This is a genomic window from Pseudomonas botevensis (genome assembly GCF_019145475.1).
Lineage (GTDB): Bacteria > Pseudomonadota > Gammaproteobacteria > Pseudomonadales > Pseudomonadaceae > Aquipseudomonas > Aquipseudomonas botevensis.
This window is the reverse complement of the sequence record NZ_JAHTKI010000016.1, coordinates 116,679-133,476: the sequence shown is the minus strand read 5'-3', so window position 1 is coordinate 133,476 and position 16,798 is coordinate 116,679. Positions and strand designations below refer to the sequence as shown.

The window sequence follows — 16,798 nt, the reverse complement described above, 5'->3', positions numbered from 1 at the left end:
GATGACTGATCTGCTCACGTCCGTTCAAGCCGCACTCGGCTTGTCCCACACACCGATTCCGTTGACCGGCGAAGGCGCTGTGCCCTCGGTGTTTGCCGTCACCGACCTTGCCTGTGCGAGCATTGCCGCTGCCGGGCAAGCCGTCGCCGAACTCCTCCAGCAGCAAACCGGCGACTTGCCCAGCGTAGAAGTTGACCGCCGCCTCGCGTCATTCTGGTTTGCCGCCTCACTGCGACCGATCGGCTGGGAAGTGCCGCCGCTGTGGGATCCGGTCGCCGGTGACTATCCGACGAAGGACGGCTGGATTCGTCTGCACACCAACGCCCCGCACCATCGCGCCGCCGCTGAAAGCGTGCTGGGTGCCTGTGCCGACCGTGCGGCGATGGCAGCGAAAGTCGCGCGATGGTCCAGCGCCGATCTGGAACAAGCGGTGGTCGACGCCAACGGCTGCGCCGCTGAAATGCGCAGCTGGGCGCAATGGCAGCAACATCCGCAAGGACTGGCGGTGAATGCCGAGCCGCTGGCTCAGTTCCTCGATCACCCGGAGGAAAACCGCCAGGCGTGGCAAGGCTCGATGGCGCAACCGCTGGCCGGCCTCAAGGTACTCGACCTGACCCGTGTCCTCGCCGGCCCCACCGCCAGCCGCTTTCTCGCCGGCCTCGGCGCCCATGTGTTGCGCATCGATCCACCGACCTGGAACGAACCCGGCGTGGTGTCGGAAATGACCCTCGGCAAGCGTTGTGCCCGCCTCAATCTGCAGGATCCGGCGGATCGCGCGGTGTTCGAGGGGCTGCTGCAAGACGCCGACATCCTGCTCCACGGCTATCGCGCCGATGCGCTGGAACACCTTGGCTTCGGTGCCGAACGCCGCCGACAACTGGCGCCGGGGTTGATCGACGTCTGCCTGAATGCCTACGGCTGGAGCGGCCCGTGGCAGAACCGCCGGGGCTTCGACAGTCTGGTGCAGATGAGCAGCGGCATCGCCGAGGCCGGACAGCGCTGGAAACATGCCGACAAGCCCACGCCACTGCCGGTACAGGCACTGGATCACGCCACCGGGTATTTGATGGCAGCGAGTGCGATCCGGTTGCTGAGCGAGCGCTTGCACAGTGGACGGGGCAGTTCGGCACGGTTGTCACTGGCGCGCACGGCGAAGCTGCTGATCGAGCATGGGCCGGGGACGAATGAGGTGTTGCGTGCCGAGGATCAACAGGATCAGGACTTGCGGGTGGAGCAGACACCGTGGGGGCCGGCACATCGGTTGCAGGTGCCGCTGCGGATAGAGGGAACGCCATTGCAATGGGCTTTACCGGCTACGGAGTTGGGGGCGCATCGGGCGCGGTGGTTTTGACTGTTGTGCATGACTCAAGGCCGCTCCCCTCACCCCAGCCCTCCCCGAGGGGAGAGGGAGCCGAATGGGGGATGCTCAAAAACTGCGTCAACCTGGACGGGCCGCACCGAATCCATAATCAACTCGGTATTTCAGGTCAATACAAGACGCCAGACAACTCGGTCGGCCCCCTCTCTCTCCCTCTCCGGGAGAGGGCTGGGGTGAGGGTGAGCGGTCAAGAGCCAGGCACCAAACCTCAGTCCACCCGGCTCATGACTGACCACAACACCTGCGCCGCATACCCGCGAAATGGCCGCCAGGCCTCAGCTCGCGCCGCCAGGTTCCGCGCCGTCGGCCGCTCGCCCTCCAGCACTTCCAGCGCCCGCAACAAACCGACATCGCCATGGGGAAAGCCATCCATGTCCCGCAACTGGCGCAAGGCGATGTACTGCGCCGTCCACTCGCCAATCCCGTGCAACGCCAACAGCCGCGCCACCCCTTCCTCGCGCCCTGGCTCGAACAACGCCGGATCATCCAGCAACGCCTGTGCTACGCCGGACAAGGTTCGCCCGCGACTCTTCGGCATGCCCAGCGCCGCCAGATCAGCCACCGCCAGCACCTCTGCACGAGGAAAAACGTGCGTCAGCCCCGGCACCGCACACGCCAAAGGCTCGCCATACCCGGCCACCAGTTTCCCTGCCAGCCGAATCGCCGCCACCACCGTAATCTGCTGCCCAAGCACCGCGCGAAACGCCAGTTCCAGCCCGTCCCATGCCCCCGGCACCCGCAGCCCCGGACGCTCGGCAATCAACCGCGCCAGCAACGGATCACGCGCCAGATGCCCGTGCATCACCGGCAAATCCGCGTCCAGATCAAACATCCGCCGCAAGCGCGCAACAATCTCCGGCACGGCCGTCGCATCGGGAAAATCCAGCGCCACCTCCAGCGCATCTTCGGCGCTCGGCCACAGCGAAACGCAACCATGCAACCCGTTCAAACCGATGCTGCGCGAATACACGCCATCGACCACCGTCTCCAGCCCGGTCACCGCCCGCGCCGCCAGAAAACCGAGCATCGCCGGCCAGTCATAGGGCGGCTGATATTCGAGTCGCAACCTCACAGCGACAGCAAACCGCTGTACAGCCCGTACGCCGCGAGTCCTGCCCCGGCGATCACGCAGGTGAAAATGCCCTTCTCGATGGTGGTGAACAGTGGCTCGCCCTGCTCATGCTTGGCCTTGGCGAACAGAATCACCCCCGGCGCGTAGAGCAGCGCCGACAGCAGCAGGTACTTGACCCCGCCGGCATACAACAGCCACACCGCGTAACACAGGGCGATGCCGCCGATCAGCAGATCCTTGGTGCGCTCGGCCGAGGCGTGTTCGTAGGTTTCGCCGCGTCCACTCAACAGCACCGCGTAGGCCGCCGACCACAGGTAGGGCACCAGAATCATCGATGACGCGAGGTAGATCAGGCTGGTGTACGTGCCCTCAGAAAACAGCGTGATCAGCAGGAACAGTTGAATCATCAGGTTGGTCAGCCACAACGCGTTGACCGGCACATGGTTGGCGTTTTCCTTTTTCAGGAACGCCGGCATGGTCTTGTCCCGGGCGGTGGCGAAGAGGATTTCGGCGCACAGCAGCGCCCAGGACAACAACGCGCCGAGCAGCGATATCGCCAGACCGATGCTGATCAACAACGCGCCCCACGGCCCGACGATGTGTTCCAGCACCGCCGCCAGTGACGGGTTCTGCAAGGTCGCCAGCTCCGGCTGACTCATGATCCCCAGCGACAGCACGTTGACCAGCACCAGCAACGCCAGCACGCCAATGAAACCGATCACCGTGGCCCGCCCGACGTCGCTGCGTTTCTCCGCCCGCGCCGAGTACACGCTGGCGCCTTCGATGCCGATGAACACGAACACCGTCACCAGCATCATGTTGCGCACCTGCTCCATCACCCCGCCGAAGTTCGGGTTGCTGCGGCCCCAGATGTCCCGGGTAAACACGTCCGCCTTGAACGCCACCGCTGCAATCACCACGAACATGATCAGCGGAATGATCTTGGCCACGGTGGTCACCTGGTTGATGAACGTCGCCTCCTTGATCCCGCGCATCACCAGGAAATGCACGGCCCACAGCAGCAGCGAGGCGCAGCCAATGGCAATCGGTGTGTTGCCCTGGCCGAACACCGGGAAGAAATACCCGAGCGTGCTGAACAGCAACACGAAATAGCCAACGTTGCCCAGCCAGGCGCTGATCCAGTAACCCCAGGCGGAGGAGAAGCCCATGTAGTCGCCGAACCCAGCCTTGGCGTAGGCGTACACCCCGGAATCCAACTCCGGCTTGCGGTTGGCCAGGGTCTGGAAGACAAATGCGAGGGTCAGCATGCCAATGGCGGTGATGCCCCAGCCGATCAGGATCGCCCCGGCATCGGCGCGGGCCGCCATGTTCTGCGGCAGCGAGAAAATCCCCCCGCCAATCATCGATCCGACCACCAGGGCGATCAGCGCCCCAAGGCGCAGTTTTTGCGTCGGTTGCGACATTGAAGCGTCTCCCATTCCCCAAGGGCGGCGGTTGCCGCAAAACCGTCATGTAACCGGCATTAACTAAATGGATAAAGCGTAATAACGTTTATTCGATAACGCCAATTCTCGCTTTTTATATATAGCCGATCACTCTAACTCATAGTACGAAACATCTAGTTACCAGCCGGGACACTAATAAATCGAATCTGTTCCGAAAACAGATGATGAAAATTTGCGAAAACCCGAAAACCATCTAAGTTGAAATTCGAAGCAATGAGAGCAATTCCTTTTTGATCTAGCCAGAGGCCTCTGGAACAGGCTTTTCCGGTCGTATGCTTTTGCCTGATCCCGAGAGATAAGTCATTCATTCAACAATGGAATGTAGCGATGCACTGATCCATGTCAGCTGTTTCACCGACAGGTCGACTTAACCTGATGTCTCTCTTCTCCTACATTGGAGTCATGCAATGTCTGAATCCCCCGGAAAACTAAAACTCGGCGCACTTGTTGCGCTGGTAGTTGGTTCGATGATCGGTGGCGGGATCTTTTCATTACCGCAAAACATGGCCGCCAGTGCGGACGTCGGCGCCGTGTTGATCGGGTGGGCCATTACCGCCGTCGGCATGCTCACCCTCGCTTTTGTCTTCCAGACCCTGGCCAATCGCAAACCTGACCTGGACGGTGGTGTTTACGCCTACGCCAAGGCCGGATTCGGCGATTACATGGGCTTCTCATCCGCCTGGGGTTACTGGATCAGTGCCTGGCTGGGGAACGTGGGGTACTTCGTTCTGCTGTTCAGCACCCTGGGTTACTTCTTTCCGGTGTTCGGCGAAGGGAACACCGTCGCGGCGATCATCGGCGCCTCGTTGCTGCTGTGGGGCGTGCACTTCCTCGTGCTGCGGGGGATCAAGGAGGCGGCGTTCATCAACCTGGTGACCACCGTCGCCAAGGTCGTGCCGCTGCTGCTGTTCGTGCTGATCGCGATCTTCGCTTTCAAACTGGAGATCTTCACCGCCGACATCTGGGGCGTGAAAAACCCGGACCTGGGCAGTGTGATGAATCAGGTGCGCAAGATGATGCTGGTCACCGTCTGGGTGTTCATCGGCATTGAAGGCGCGAGCATCTTCTCGGCCCGGGCGGAAAAACGCTCCGACGTCGGTAAGGCCACCGTGATCGGCTTCATCACCGTGCTGCTGTTCCTGGTGCTGGTGAACGTGCTGTCGCTGGGCATCATGACCCAGCCGGAGCTGGCGAAACTGCAGAACCCGTCGATGGCCGCCGTGCTCGAACATGTGGTCGGTCACTGGGGGGCGATCCTGATCAGCGTCGGCCTGATCATTTCGCTGCTCGGGGCGCTGCTGTCGTGGGTGCTGCTGTGTGCGGAGATCATGTTCGCCGCCGCCAAGGACCACACCATGCCGGAGTTCCTGCGCAAGGAAAACGCCAACCATGTGCCGGTCAACGCCCTGTGGCTGACCAATGCCATGGTGCAACTGTTCCTGGTCATCACCCTGTTCTCGGCCAGCACTTATCTGTCGCTGATCTACCTCGCCACCTCGATGATCCTGGTGCCCTACCTGTGGTCGGCGGCGTACGCCCTGCTGCTGGCGGTGCGCGGCGAAAGCTATGAAGGCGCGGCCAGCGAACGCAGCAAGGACCTGCTGATCGGCGCGGTCGCCCTGATCTACGCGATCTGGCTGCTGTACGCCGGCGGCACCAAGTACCTGCTGCTCTCGGCCCTGCTCTATGCGCCCGGCGCGATCCTGTTCGCCAAGGCCAAGATGGAACTCAACAAACCGGTATTCACCAACGTCGAGAAGCTGATTTTCGCCGCAGTGGTCGTGGGCGCCATCGTGGCGGCCTACGGACTGTACGACGGCTTCCTGACCCTGTAATGCACCGATTGTTTCACTCTGGAGGATCACTGTAATGACCACGGAAAAAGTTAAGTACGGCGTCCATTCCGAAGCCGGCAAACTGCGCAAAGTCATGGTTTGTTCCCCCGGCCTGGCCCATCAGCGGCTGACCCCGAGCAACTGCGATGAACTGCTGTTCGACGACGTGATCTGGGTCAACCAGGCCAAGCGCGATCACTTCGATTTTGTCACCAAGATGCGTGAGCGCGGCATCGAAGTCCTGGAAATGCACAACCTGCTGACCGAGACCGTGCAGAACCCCGAAGCGCTGAAATGGATTCTCGATCGCAAGATCACCGCTGACACCGTCGGCCTCGGCCTGACCAACGAAGTGCGCAGCTGGCTCGAAGGCCTGGAGCCACGCCGGCTTGCCGAATTCCTGATCGGCGGCGTGTCCGGTGAGGACCTGCCCGACAGCGAAGGTTCCAACGTCATCAAGATGTACCGCGACTACCTGGGCCATTCGAGCTTCCTGCTCGACCCGCTGCCCAACACCCAGTTCACCCGCGACACCACCTGCTGGATCTACGGCGGCGTGACGCTCAACCCGATGTACTGGCCGGCGCGCCGTCAGGAAACCCTGCTGGCCAGCGCCATCTACAAATTCCACCCCGAGTTCACCAACGCCGACTTCGAAGTCTGGTACGGCGACCCGGACAAAGATCACGGCAAAGCCACCCTTGAGGGCGGCGACGTGATGCCGATCGGCAATGGCGTGGTGTTGATCGGCATGGGCGAGCGCTCGTCGCGCCAGGCCATCGCGCAACTGGCGCAGTCGCTGTTCGCCAAAGGCGCAGTGGAAAAAGTGGTGGTCGCCGGCCTGCCGAAATCCCGTGCGGCGATGCACCTGGACACCGTGTTCAGCTTCTGCGATCGCGACCTGGTCACGGTATTCCCGGAAGTGGTCAGGGAGATCGTACCGTTCGTCATCCGTCAGGATGAAAGCAAGCCTTACGGCCTGGACGTGCGACGCGAGAACAAGACCTTCCTCGAAGTGGTGGCCGGGGCGCTCAACCTGCCGAACCTGCGCGTGGTGGAAACCGGTGGCAACAGCTTCGCCGCCGAGCGCGAGCAATGGGACGACGGCAACAACGTGGTGGCCGTGGAGCCGGGCGTGGTAATCGGCTACGACCGCAACACCTACACCAACACCCTGCTGCGCAAGGCCGGGGTCGAGGTCATCACCATCAGCGCCGGGGAACTGGGCCGTGGCCGTGGCGGCGGCCACTGCATGACCTGCCCGATCGTGCGTGATCCGATCGACTACTAAACCTCTGAGCCCTGGCTGTCACTGACCGAGTGCAGCCAGGGGGATAACCGATACCGAAGGAGATCCATCATGGCTTTCAACATCCACAACCGTAACCTGCTGAGCCTGGAGCACCACTCCACCCGCGAGCTGCGTTACCTGCTCGACCTGTCCCGCGACCTCAAGCGCGCCAAATACACCGGCACCGAGCAACAACACCTGAAGGGCAACAACATCGCCCTGATCTTCGAAAAAACCTCGACCCGCACCCGCTGCGCCTTCGAAGTCGCCGCCTATGACCAGGGCGCCAACGTCACCTACATCGACCCGAACTCTTCGCAGATCGGTCACAAGGAAAGCATGAAGGACACCGCCCGCGTGCTGGGGCGCATGTACGACGCCATCGAGTACCGGGGCTTCAAGCAGGAAATCGTCGAAGAGCTGGCGAAGTTCGCCGGGGTGCCGGTGTTCAACGGCCTGACCGATGAATATCACCCGACACAAATGATCGCCGACGTGCTGACCATGCGCGAAAACGCCGACAAGCCCATCCATGAAATCAGCTACGCCTACCTGGGCGACGCGCGCAACAACATGGGCAACTCACTGCTGCTGATCGGCGCCAAGCTCGGCATGGACGTGCGCATCGCTGCGCCGAAAGCCCTGTGGCCCCATGACGATCTGGTGGAACGCTGCAACAAGTACGCGGAAGAAAGCGGCGCGCGCATCACCCTGACCGAAGACCCGAAAGCGGCGGTCAAAGGCGTGGACTTCATCCACACCGACGTCTGGGTCTCGATGGGCGAGCCGGTCGAAGCCTGGGGCGAACGCATCCAGCAACTGCTGCCGTATCAGGTCAACGCCGAGCTGATGAAAGCCTCGGGCAACCCGCGCACCAAGTTCATGCACTGCCTGCCGGCGTTCCACAACAGCGACACCAAGGTCGGCAAGCAGATCGCCGAGCAGTATCCACACCTGGCCAACGGCATCGAAGTGACCGACGACGTGTTCGAGTCGCCAGCCTGCATCGCCTTCGAGCAAGCGGAAAACCGCATGCACACCATCAAGGCAATCCTGGTCTCGACCCTGGCTGACCTGTAAAGCCCCAGTGGGAGCGGGCTTGCTCACGAATGCGGTGTTTCAGGCGCTACCGATGTTGCCTGACACGCTTCCTTCGCGAACCCACCCGCCCCCACCGTCGACCGGGAGCCCGTACTTTCCTTTTTCAGAAGGACCAGCATCATGCGTATCGTCGTTGCTCTGGGCGGTAACGCCCTGCTCCGTCGCGGTGAACCGATGACCGCGGACAATCAGCGCGCCAACATCCGTATCGCCACCGAGCAGATCGCCAAGATCCATCCCGGCAATCAACTGGTCATCGCCCACGGCAATGGCCCGCAGGTCGGGCTGCTGTCGTTGCAGGCGGCGGCCTACACCTCCGTCACCCCTTACCCGCTGGACGTGCTCGGTGCCGAAACCGAAGGCATGATCGGCTACATCATCGAACAGGAACTGGGCAACCTGCTGGACTTCGAGGTGCCGTTCGCCACCCTGCTGACCCAGGTCGAAGTCGACGCCCAGGACCCCGCCTTCAAGAACCCGACCAAACCGATCGGCCCGGTCTACGACAAGGCCGAGGCGGAAAAACTCGCCGCCGAAAAAGGCTGGGCGATTGCCCCGGACGGCGACAAGTTCCGCCGCGTGGTCGCCAGTCCACGGCCGAAACGCATCTTCGAAATCCGCCCGATCAAGTGGCTGCTGGACAAGGGCAGCATCGTGATCTGCGCCGGCGGAGGCGGCATCCCGACCATGTATGACGAGAACCGCAACCTCAAGGGCATCGAGGCGGTGATCGACAAGGACCTGTGCTCGGCGCTTCTGGCCGAACAACTGGAAGCCGACTTGCTGGTGATCGCCACCGACGTCAACGCGGCCTACATCGACTTCAACAAGCCGACCCAGAAGGCTATCGCCCAGGCCCACCCGGATGAATTGGAGCGTCTGGGCTTCGCCGCTGGTTCCATGGGGCCAAAGGTACAGGCAGCCAGCGAATTTGCGCGCCATACTGGCAAGGTCGCGGTGATCGGTTCGCTCGCGGATATCGAAGCCATCGTCCAGGGCAGCGCCGGCACGCGGGTCAGCACCGCTACGCCGGGGATCACTTACCGATAACAAGAAACTCCGGGGGCAGGCCGGCGGTCTGCCCTTCTCCCATGCCTTGAAAGGAGAACACCATGGCCCAGTTCGAACCCGGCCGTTTGCACATCGAGCGACACGCGCTGACCAAAGGTGATGTCAACTACGACATTTGCCTGACTTATGAAGTGGCGCAGGACCCGCAGAAAGGCAAAGGGATGCAGTTCCGGATGCACGGCACGATCCAGGGCAAAGCGGTGGACGAGCCGTTCTTTCTGCCCAAGGAGGAGGCCTACAACTTTGCCCGAAACGTGACGCAGATTGCCGAAAAATACGGCATCCCCAAGGCCTTGAGCAGCATCCAGTCGACCCACAAGCATTACGACGCCATGTTCGAGGACATCCGGGTGCAACTGAACATGAAGTCCGGGGAGCCGGTGAATCCCGAGCATTTCGAATAAACCCCGAAGGCCCCTCACCCTAATCCTCTCCGGGGGAGAGGGGACTGACCGAGTTGTCGAACGGCAGACATCGACCTGAACACCTGAGTCGATTATGGATTCACAGCAGTATTTTCAGGTCGGCGTATCTCCCGAGCATCGCACAATCGGCTCCCTCTCCCCCTGGGAGAGGGCTGGGGTGAGGGGTGGCTTTTGATGCTGCTCAAGGCATACTTGCCCCCCTCCGCATCCCAGAACACTGAATCGCCCCATGCGTATCCACGTCAGCTTCATCGACCGCGTCGGCATCACCCAGGAAGTCCTGGCCTTGCTCGGTGGGCGCAACCTCAATCTGGATGCGGTGGAGATGGTGCCGCCGAACGTCTACATCGACGCCCCGACCCTGAGCCCGCAAGTACTTGAGGAGCTGAAAGACGCGCTGTTCCGCGTGCGCGGCGTCGAGGCCGTGGTGGTGGTCGACATCCTGCCCGGCCAGCGTCGGCACTTGCAGCTCGATGCCTTGCTCGCGGCGATGACCGACCCGGTGCTGGCCCTCGACAGCGCGGGCAAGGTGCTGCTGGCCAACCCGGCGCTGATCGCCTTGTACGGCCGTGAGCCGGCGGGTGAAAGTGTCGCTGAACTGTTCAACGACCCGGCCCTGCTGGAAACCCTGCTCGAACAGGGCTTTCGCCTGCCGCTGCGGGAAATCACCGTCAACGGCCAGACGCTGCTGCTGGACGCCACGCCGATCACCGACGCCGGCGCCCTGCTCACCCTCTACCAACCGAACCGCATCGGCGAACAACTCTCGGCGCTGCACCACGACCACGCCGAAGGCTTCGATGCACTGCTCGGCGAGTCGCCACCGATCCGCACCCTCAAGGCCCGCGCGCAGCGTGTGGCGGCACTCGATGCGCCGCTGTTGATCCAGGGCGAAACCGGCACCGGCAAAGAACTCGTGGCCCGCGCCTGCCACGCCATCAGCGCACGGCACAACGCGCCGTTCCTCGCGCTGAACTGCGCGGCCCTGCCGGAGAACCTCGCCGAAAGCGAACTGTTCGGCTACGCCCCCGGCGCCTTCACCGGCGCCCAGCGCGGCGGCAAACCGGGGCTGATGGAACTGGCGAACCAGGGCACGGTGTTTCTCGACGAGATCGGTGAGATGTCGCCGTACCTGCAGGCCAAGTTGCTGCGGTTTCTCAACGACGGCAGCTTCCGCCGGGTCGGGGGCGATCGTGAAGTGAAGGTCAACGTGCGAATCCTCAGCGCCACCCACCGCGACCTGGAAAAGATGGTCAGCGAAGGGTTGTTCCGCGAAGACCTGTTCTACCGCCTCAACGTGCTCAATGTCGAAGTCCCGCCGTTGCGCGAACGCGGCCAGGACATCCTGCTGCTGGCCCGTTATTTCATGCAGCAGGCCTGCGCGCAGATCCAGCGCCCGGTCTGCCGCCTGGCCCCCGGCACGTATCCGGCGCTGCTCGGCAACCGCTGGCCGGGTAACGTGCGACAGTTGCAGAACGTGATCTTCCGCGCAGCGGCGATCTGCGAAAGCAGCCTGGTGGACATCGGCGACCTCGACATCGCCGGCACCTCGGTGGCGCGGCAGACCGACACCGACGTCGACAGCCTCGAACAGGCCGTGGAAGGCTTCGAGAAATCCCTGCTGGAAAAGCTCTATGCCAGCTACCCATCGACCCGCCAGCTCGCCAGCCGCCTGCAGACCTCCCACACCGCCATCGCCCATCGACTGCGCAAGTACGGCATTCCCAACAAGACCTGAAACAACCTGAACCTTGTCGTCACTGAAGATCTTTGCGGGCGTGGGCTTGCGCGCAAAAAGCGCTACATCCGATCCGACGCCTTCGGGGGCAAGCCTGCTCTTACGGGGCTTGCGCCAAAAGCGACCTCCATCTGTACTGAAAGCGCTACAGCGGAACGATATCGCTACACCCCTCTGTGATCACCACTTTGCAAGGCTTTGATCCGGTTCAGCTTTTCTCCTCGCCCTACGCTGTAGCGATTTCGCTACAGCCACATCTTCTTGTGCGCCTTAAAAATCACATAAATACTTGATTTATAACGATAATTTTATATTGGCCGCTTTTTTGCTAAGTACCCGCTCATAAATAAAGGGCTTTCCTGCCCCAGCCTTCCACCGCGTCCACCAGACGAGTCTGGCCCCTTAGGAGTTTCCATGAGCGAGTTGCGTTTTACTGAAGATCACGAATGGCTGCGCGCCGAAGCTGACGGCAGCGTCACGGTCGGCATCACCGCTTTCGCGCAGAACGCATTGGGCGACGTGGTGTTCGTGCAACTGCCTGAATTGCAGGCTTATGACAAAGGCGCCGAAGCCGCCACCGTGGAGTCGGTCAAAGCCGCCAGCGGCGTGTACATGCCCCTCGACGGCGAAGTGCTGGAAACCAACCCGGCGCTGGAAGACAGCCCGGAACTGGTCAACGAAGATCCGCTGGGCGAAGGCTGGTTCTTCCGCTTCCAGCCAAGCGACGCCGCCGCTGTCGGCAAACTGCTGGACCAGGACGCCTACGACCGCCTGATCAAAGCCCAAGCCGAAGCCTGAGGAGTACCGACATGACCCAAGTAAACCTCGGCACCGCCAACGAATTCATCGCCCGTCACATCGGCCCGCGCGCCGGTGACGAGCAAGCCATGCTCAACAGCCTGGGCTTCGACTCCCTGGAAGCCCTGAGCGCCAGCGTCATCCCGGAAAGCATCAAGGGCACCAGCGTGCTCGGCATGGACGACGGCCTGAGCGAAGCCGACGCACTGGCGATGATCAAAGGCATCGCCGGCAAGAACCAGCTGTTCAAGACCTACATCGGCCAGGGCTACTACAACTGCCACACGCCGTCGCCGATCCTGCGCAACCTGCTGGAAAACCCGGCCTGGTACACCGCTTACACCCCGTACCAGCCAGAAATCTCCCAGGGCCGTCTCGAAGCGCTGTTGAACTTCCAGACCCTGATCAGCGACCTCACCGGCCTGCCGATCGCCAACGCCTCCTTGCTCGACGAAGCCACTGCAGCTGCCGAAGCCATGACCTTCTGCAAACGCCTGAGCAAGAACAAAGGCAGCCACAAGTTCTTCGCCTCTATCCACAGCCACCCGCAAACCCTCGACGTGCTGCGCACCCGTGCCGAGCCGCTGGGCATCGAAGTCGTGGTGGGCGACGAGCGTGAGCTGAGCGACGTGACGCCATTCTTCGGCGCCCTGTTGCAATACCCGGCCAGCAACGGTGACCTGTTCGACTACCGCGAGCTGACCGAGCGTTTCCACGCCGCCAACGCGCTGGTGGCCGTGGCCGCCGACCTGCTGGCCCTGACCCTGCTGACCCCGCCGGGCGAATTCGGTGCCGATGTTGCCATCGGCAGCGCGCAACGCTTCGGCGTGCCGCTGGGCTTTGGTGGCCCGCACGCGGCGTATTTCTCGACCAAGGATGCGTTCAAGCGCGACATGCCGGGCCGTCTGGTCGGTGTTTCGGTTGACCGTTTCGGCAAGCCGGCCCTGCGCCTGGCGATGCAGACCCGCGAGCAACACATCCGCCGCGAGAAAGCCACGTCGAACATCTGCACCGCGCAAGTGCTGCTCGCCAACATCGCCAGCATGTACGCCGTGTACCACGGTCCCAAAGGCCTGACCCAAATCGCCAATCGCGTGCATCACCTGACCGCGATTCTCGCCAAGGGTCTGACCGCCCTGGGCCTGAACGTCGAGCAAGCGAACTTCTTCGACACCCTGACCCTGGCAACCGGCGCGCAAACCGCCGCCCTGCACGACAAGGCCCGCGCCCGGCAGATCAACCTGCGTGTGGTCGATGCCCAGCGTCTGGGCCTGTCGGTGGACGAAACCACCACCCAGGCTGACATCGAAACCCTGTGGAGCCTGTTCGCCGACGGCAAGGCCCTGCCCGACTTCGCCGCCCTCGCCGCCTCGGTGCAAAGCACCATCCCGGCCGCGCTGGAGCGTCAGTCGCCGATCCTCAGCCATCCGGTGTTCAACCGTTATCACTCGGAAACCGAGCTGATGCGCTACCTGCGCAAACTGGCGGACAAGGACCTGGCACTGGATCGCACCATGATCCCGCTGGGCTCGTGCACCATGAAACTCAACGCCGCCAGCGAAATGATCCCGGTGACCTGGGCCGAATTCGGCGCCCTGCACCCGTTCGCCCCGGCCGCGCAAAGCGCCGGTTACCAGCAACTGACCGACGAACTGGAAGCGATGCTCTGCGCCGCCACCGGTTACGACTCGATCTCGCTGCAACCGAACGCCGGTTCCCAGGGTGAGTACGCCGGTCTGCTGGCCATCCGCGCCTACCACCAGAGCCGTGGCGAAGACCGTCGCGACATCTGCCTGATCCCGTCGTCCGCCCACGGCACCAACCCGGCGACCGCGCAAATGGCCGGCATGCGTGTGGTGGTGACCGCGTGCGACGCCCGCGGCAACGTCGATATCGAAGACCTGCGCGCCAAAGCCATCGAGCACCGCGAACACCTCGCCGCGCTGATGATCACCTACCCGTCGACCCACGGCGTGTTCGAAGAAGGCATCCGTGAAATCTGCGGGATCATTCATGACAACGGCGGCCAGGTATACATCGACGGCGCCAACATGAACGCGATGGTCGGCCTCTGCGCGCCAGGCAAGTTCGGCGGCGACGTCTCGCACCTGAACCTGCACAAGACCTTCTGCATCCCGCACGGCGGTGGCGGCCCGGGCGTCGGCCCGATCGGCGTGAAATCGCACCTCGCCCCGTTCCTCCCGGGCCACGCCCAGATGGAGCGCAAGGAAGGCGCGGTCTGCGCGGCACCGTTCGGCAGCGCGAGCATTCTGCCGATCACCTGGATGTACATTCGCATGATGGGCGGCGCCGGCCTGAAGCGCGCTTCGCAGTTGGCGATCCTCAACGCCAACTACATTTCCCGTCGCCTCGAAGAGCACTATCCAGTGCTGTACACCGGCAGCAACGGCCTGGTGGCGCACGAATGCATCCTCGACCTGCGCCCGCTGAAAGACAGCAGCGGCATCAGCGTCGATGACGTCGCCAAGCGCCTGATCGACTTCGGCTTCCACGCCCCGACCATGTCGTTCCCGGTGGCTGGCACGCTGATGATCGAGCCGACCGAAAGCGAATCCAAAGAAGAACTGGACCGCTTCTGCGAGGCCATGATCCGCATCCGCGAAGAAATCCGCGCGGTGGAAAACGGCACCCTGGACAAGGACGACAACCCGCTGAAAAACGCTCCGCACACCGCAGCGGAACTGGTTGGCGAGTGGACTCACCCGTACAGCCGCGAGCAAGCCGTCTACCCGGTGGCCTCGTTGATCGAAGCCAAATACTGGCCGCCGGTCGGTCGCGTCGACAACGTGTTCGGCGACCGCAACCTGGTCTGTGCCTGCCCGTCGATCGAAAGCTACGCTTAAGACTGTGTGGGGCGGGTTCGCTCGCCCCACACTTCAAGAACACCCCGACTCTCTTCGTGGGAGCGGGCTTGCTCGCGAAAGCGGTTTGTCAGTCACACCGATGCTGTCTGTCCCGACCGTTTTCGCGAGCAAGCCCGCCTCCACCGGGGAGTTGCACCAAGCCTGACGTTTCGCCAATTCCTATAACAAGAAACCGGAGAACAACTCATGTCGTTAAGCGTGTTCGACCTGTTCAAGATTGGCATCGGCCCCTCAAGTTCCCACACCGTCGGCCCGATGCGTGCCGCCGCGCGCTTCGTCGAAGGCCTGCGCCGGGACAACCTGCTCTCAGCCACCACCAGCGTCAAAGTCGAGCTGTACGGTTCCCTCGGCGCCACCGGCAAGGGCCACGGCAGCGACAAAGCCGTGTTGCTGGGCCTTGAAGGCGAGCACCCGGACACCGTCGACACCGAAACCGTCGCCGCCCGCCTGCAAGACATTCGTGGCAGCGGTCGCTTGAATCTGCTCGGTGAACACGGCATCGCGTTCAACGAGAAAGAACATTTGGCGATGATCCGCAAACCGTTGGCCTATCACCCCAACGGCATGATTTTTCGCGCCTTCGACGCAGCCGGATTGCAGATCCGCAGCCGCGAGTACTACTCGGTCGGCGGTGGTTTTGTCGTCGACGAAGACGCGGCCGGTGCTGACCGCATCGTCGCAGACACGACCAAACTGACCTTCCCGTTCAAGAGCGCCAAGGACTTGCTCGGTCATTGCGCCACCTATGGCCTGTCGATCAGCCAGGTGATGCTGACCAACGAAAGCGCCTGGCGCCCGGAAGCGGAAACCCGCGCCGGCCTGCTGAAAATCTGGCAAGTGATGCAGGACTGCGTGACCGCCGGTTGCCGCAACGAAGGCATCCTGCAGGGCGGGCTCAAGGTCAAACGACGGGCAGCAGCCTTGCATCGGCAACTGTGCAAGAACCCGGAATCCTCGCTGCGCGATCCACTGTCAGTACTCGACTGGGTCAATCTCTACGCCCTCGCCGTCAACGAAGAAAACGCCAACGGCGGGCGCGTGGTCACGGCACCGACCAACGGTGCGGCAGGGATTATTCCGGCCGTGCTGCATTACTACATGCGCTTCATCCCCGGCGCGAACGACGATGGCGTGGTGCGTTTCCTGCTGACTGCCGCCGCCATCGGCATTCTGTACAAGGAAAACGCTTCGATTTCCGGCGCCGAAGTCGGCTGTCAGGGCGAGGTCGGCGTCGCCTGCTCGATGGCCGCCGGTGCACTGTGCGAAGTCCTCGGCGGCAGCGTGCAACAAGTGGAAAACGCGGCGGAAATCGGCATGGAACACAACCTCGGCCTGACTTGCGACCCGATTGGCGGGCTGGTGCAGGTGCCGTGCATCGAGCGCAATGCCATGGGCTCGGTCAAGGCAATCAACGCCGTGCGCATGGCCATGCGCGGCGACGGGCAACACTTCGTCTCCCTCGACAAGGTCATCCGCACCATGCGCCAGACCGGCGCCGACATGAAAAGCAAATACAAGGAAACCGCCCGCGGCGGCCTGGCGGTCAACATTATCGAGTGCTGATCCGTCACCCGGATCAAACGTATTCATCCCCTCTCCTCCCAAGGGAGAGGTAAAGGTAACCAGCGCCCTCTCCTTCCGGGAGAGGTAAACACAATCAACTCCCTCTCCCTCCGGGAGAGGGCTGGGGTGAGGGGCTTTTGCTCCTGACCCGGAACCCACTTTGAAAGGAGTCCCG

Annotated in this window: 12 protein-coding genes; 10 read left to right on the top strand and 2 right to left on the bottom strand. The window is 62.6% G+C overall.

Translation table 11 applies throughout. The features are described from left to right. The first annotated feature begins 1 nt into the window (after window position 1). On the top strand, window positions 2-1,351 hold the full coding sequence (locus KVQ74_RS19855) for a CoA transferase (RefSeq protein ID WP_217832859.1): 1,350 nt from the start codon (window positions 2-4) through the stop codon (window positions 1,349-1,351). 235 nt (window positions 1,352-1,586) lie between these two features. On the opposite strand, the gene KVQ74_RS19850 is transcribed toward KVQ74_RS19855, so the two are convergent. Continuing rightward, the gene (locus KVQ74_RS19850; RefSeq protein ID WP_217832858.1) at window positions 1,587-2,450 is read right to left on the bottom strand and encodes a DNA-3-methyladenine glycosylase family protein; all 864 of its coding nucleotides are present in this window, start codon (window positions 2,448-2,450) and stop codon (window positions 1,587-1,589) included. Further along, window positions 2,447-3,874: an arginine-ornithine antiporter gene (gene arcD, locus KVQ74_RS19845; protein ID WP_217832857.1), complete on the bottom strand. Its 1,428-nt coding sequence runs from the start codon at window positions 3,872-3,874 to the stop codon at window positions 2,447-2,449. Before arcD (KVQ74_RS19845) ends, KVQ74_RS19850 begins: the two co-directional genes overlap by 4 nt. Before the next feature lie 449 nt (window positions 3,875-4,323). Between arcD (KVQ74_RS19845) and arcD (KVQ74_RS19840) the strand changes: the two genes are divergently transcribed. From arcD (KVQ74_RS19840) to KVQ74_RS19800, 9 genes are all read left to right on the top strand, one after another. Further along, window positions 4,324-5,751, top strand: a complete 1,428-nt coding sequence (arcD, locus tag KVQ74_RS19840; protein ID WP_217832856.1) for an arginine-ornithine antiporter — start codon at window positions 4,324-4,326, stop codon at window positions 5,749-5,751. 34 nt (window positions 5,752-5,785) lie between these two features. Then, window positions 5,786-7,042 carry an arginine deiminase gene (gene arcA / locus KVQ74_RS19835; RefSeq protein WP_217832855.1) on the top strand — a complete coding sequence of 419 codons (1,257 nt, stop codon included), beginning with the start codon at window positions 5,786-5,788 and terminating at the stop codon, window positions 7,040-7,042. A gap of 69 nt (window positions 7,043-7,111) precedes the next feature. Next, a complete protein-coding gene (locus tag KVQ74_RS19830; RefSeq protein WP_217832854.1) occupies window positions 7,112-8,122 on the top strand; it encodes an ornithine carbamoyltransferase in 1,011 nt (336 codons plus the stop codon). A 141-nt stretch (window positions 8,123-8,263) separates the two neighbouring features. After that, complete coding sequence (gene arcC, locus KVQ74_RS19825; RefSeq protein ID WP_217832853.1) at window positions 8,264-9,193, top strand: carbamate kinase; 930 nt, start codon at window positions 8,264-8,266, stop codon at window positions 9,191-9,193. Window positions 9,194-9,255: 62 nt separating this feature from the next. Then, window positions 9,256-9,618, top strand: coding sequence for a DUF5064 family protein (locus KVQ74_RS19820; RefSeq protein ID WP_217832852.1), 363 nt, complete (start codon window positions 9,256-9,258; stop codon window positions 9,616-9,618). A gap of 250 nt (window positions 9,619-9,868) precedes the next feature. Next, a complete protein-coding gene (locus KVQ74_RS19815) occupies window positions 9,869-11,377 on the top strand; it encodes a sigma-54-dependent transcriptional regulator (RefSeq protein WP_217832851.1) in 1,509 nt (502 codons plus the stop codon). 414 nt (window positions 11,378-11,791) lie between these two features. Then, window positions 11,792-12,175 (top strand): glycine cleavage system protein GcvH, encoded by a 384-nt coding sequence (gcvH, locus tag KVQ74_RS19810; RefSeq protein ID WP_217832850.1) that lies wholly within the window; start codon window positions 11,792-11,794, stop codon window positions 12,173-12,175. 11 nt (window positions 12,176-12,186) lie between these two features. Further along, a complete protein-coding gene (gcvP, locus tag KVQ74_RS19805; protein WP_217832849.1) occupies window positions 12,187-15,039 on the top strand; it encodes an aminomethyl-transferring glycine dehydrogenase in 2,853 nt (950 codons plus the stop codon). Window positions 15,040-15,246: 207 nt separating this feature from the next. After that, on the top strand, window positions 15,247-16,623 hold the full coding sequence (locus tag KVQ74_RS19800) for an L-serine ammonia-lyase (RefSeq protein ID WP_217832848.1): 1,377 nt from the start codon (window positions 15,247-15,249) through the stop codon (window positions 16,621-16,623). Window positions 16,624-16,798 lie beyond the last annotated feature (175 nt).

Coding starts and splice junctions, on each gene's coding strand:
- KVQ74_RS19800 (WP_217832848.1), top strand. CDS start 15,247: ATGTCGTTAAGCGTGTTCGACCTGTTCAAGATTGGCATCGGCCCCTCA.
- arcD (WP_217832856.1), top strand. CDS start 4,324: ATGTCTGAATCCCCCGGAAAACTAAAACTCGGCGCACTTGTTGCGCTG.
- KVQ74_RS19855 (WP_217832859.1), top strand. CDS start 2: ATGACTGATCTGCTCACGTCCGTTCAAGCCGCACTCGGCTTGTCCCAC.
- arcD (WP_217832857.1), bottom strand. CDS start 3,874: ATGTCGCAACCGACGCAAAAACTGCGCCTTGGGGCGCTGATCGCCCTG.
- gcvP (WP_217832849.1), top strand. CDS start 12,187: ATGACCCAAGTAAACCTCGGCACCGCCAACGAATTCATCGCCCGTCAC.
- KVQ74_RS19820 (WP_217832852.1), top strand. CDS start 9,256: ATGGCCCAGTTCGAACCCGGCCGTTTGCACATCGAGCGACACGCGCTG.
- KVQ74_RS19815 (WP_217832851.1), top strand. CDS start 9,869: ATGCGTATCCACGTCAGCTTCATCGACCGCGTCGGCATCACCCAGGAA.
- gcvH (WP_217832850.1), top strand. CDS start 11,792: ATGAGCGAGTTGCGTTTTACTGAAGATCACGAATGGCTGCGCGCCGAA.
- KVQ74_RS19830 (WP_217832854.1), top strand. CDS start 7,112: ATGGCTTTCAACATCCACAACCGTAACCTGCTGAGCCTGGAGCACCAC.
- arcC (WP_217832853.1), top strand. CDS start 8,264: ATGCGTATCGTCGTTGCTCTGGGCGGTAACGCCCTGCTCCGTCGCGGT.
- arcA (WP_217832855.1), top strand. CDS start 5,786: ATGACCACGGAAAAAGTTAAGTACGGCGTCCATTCCGAAGCCGGCAAA.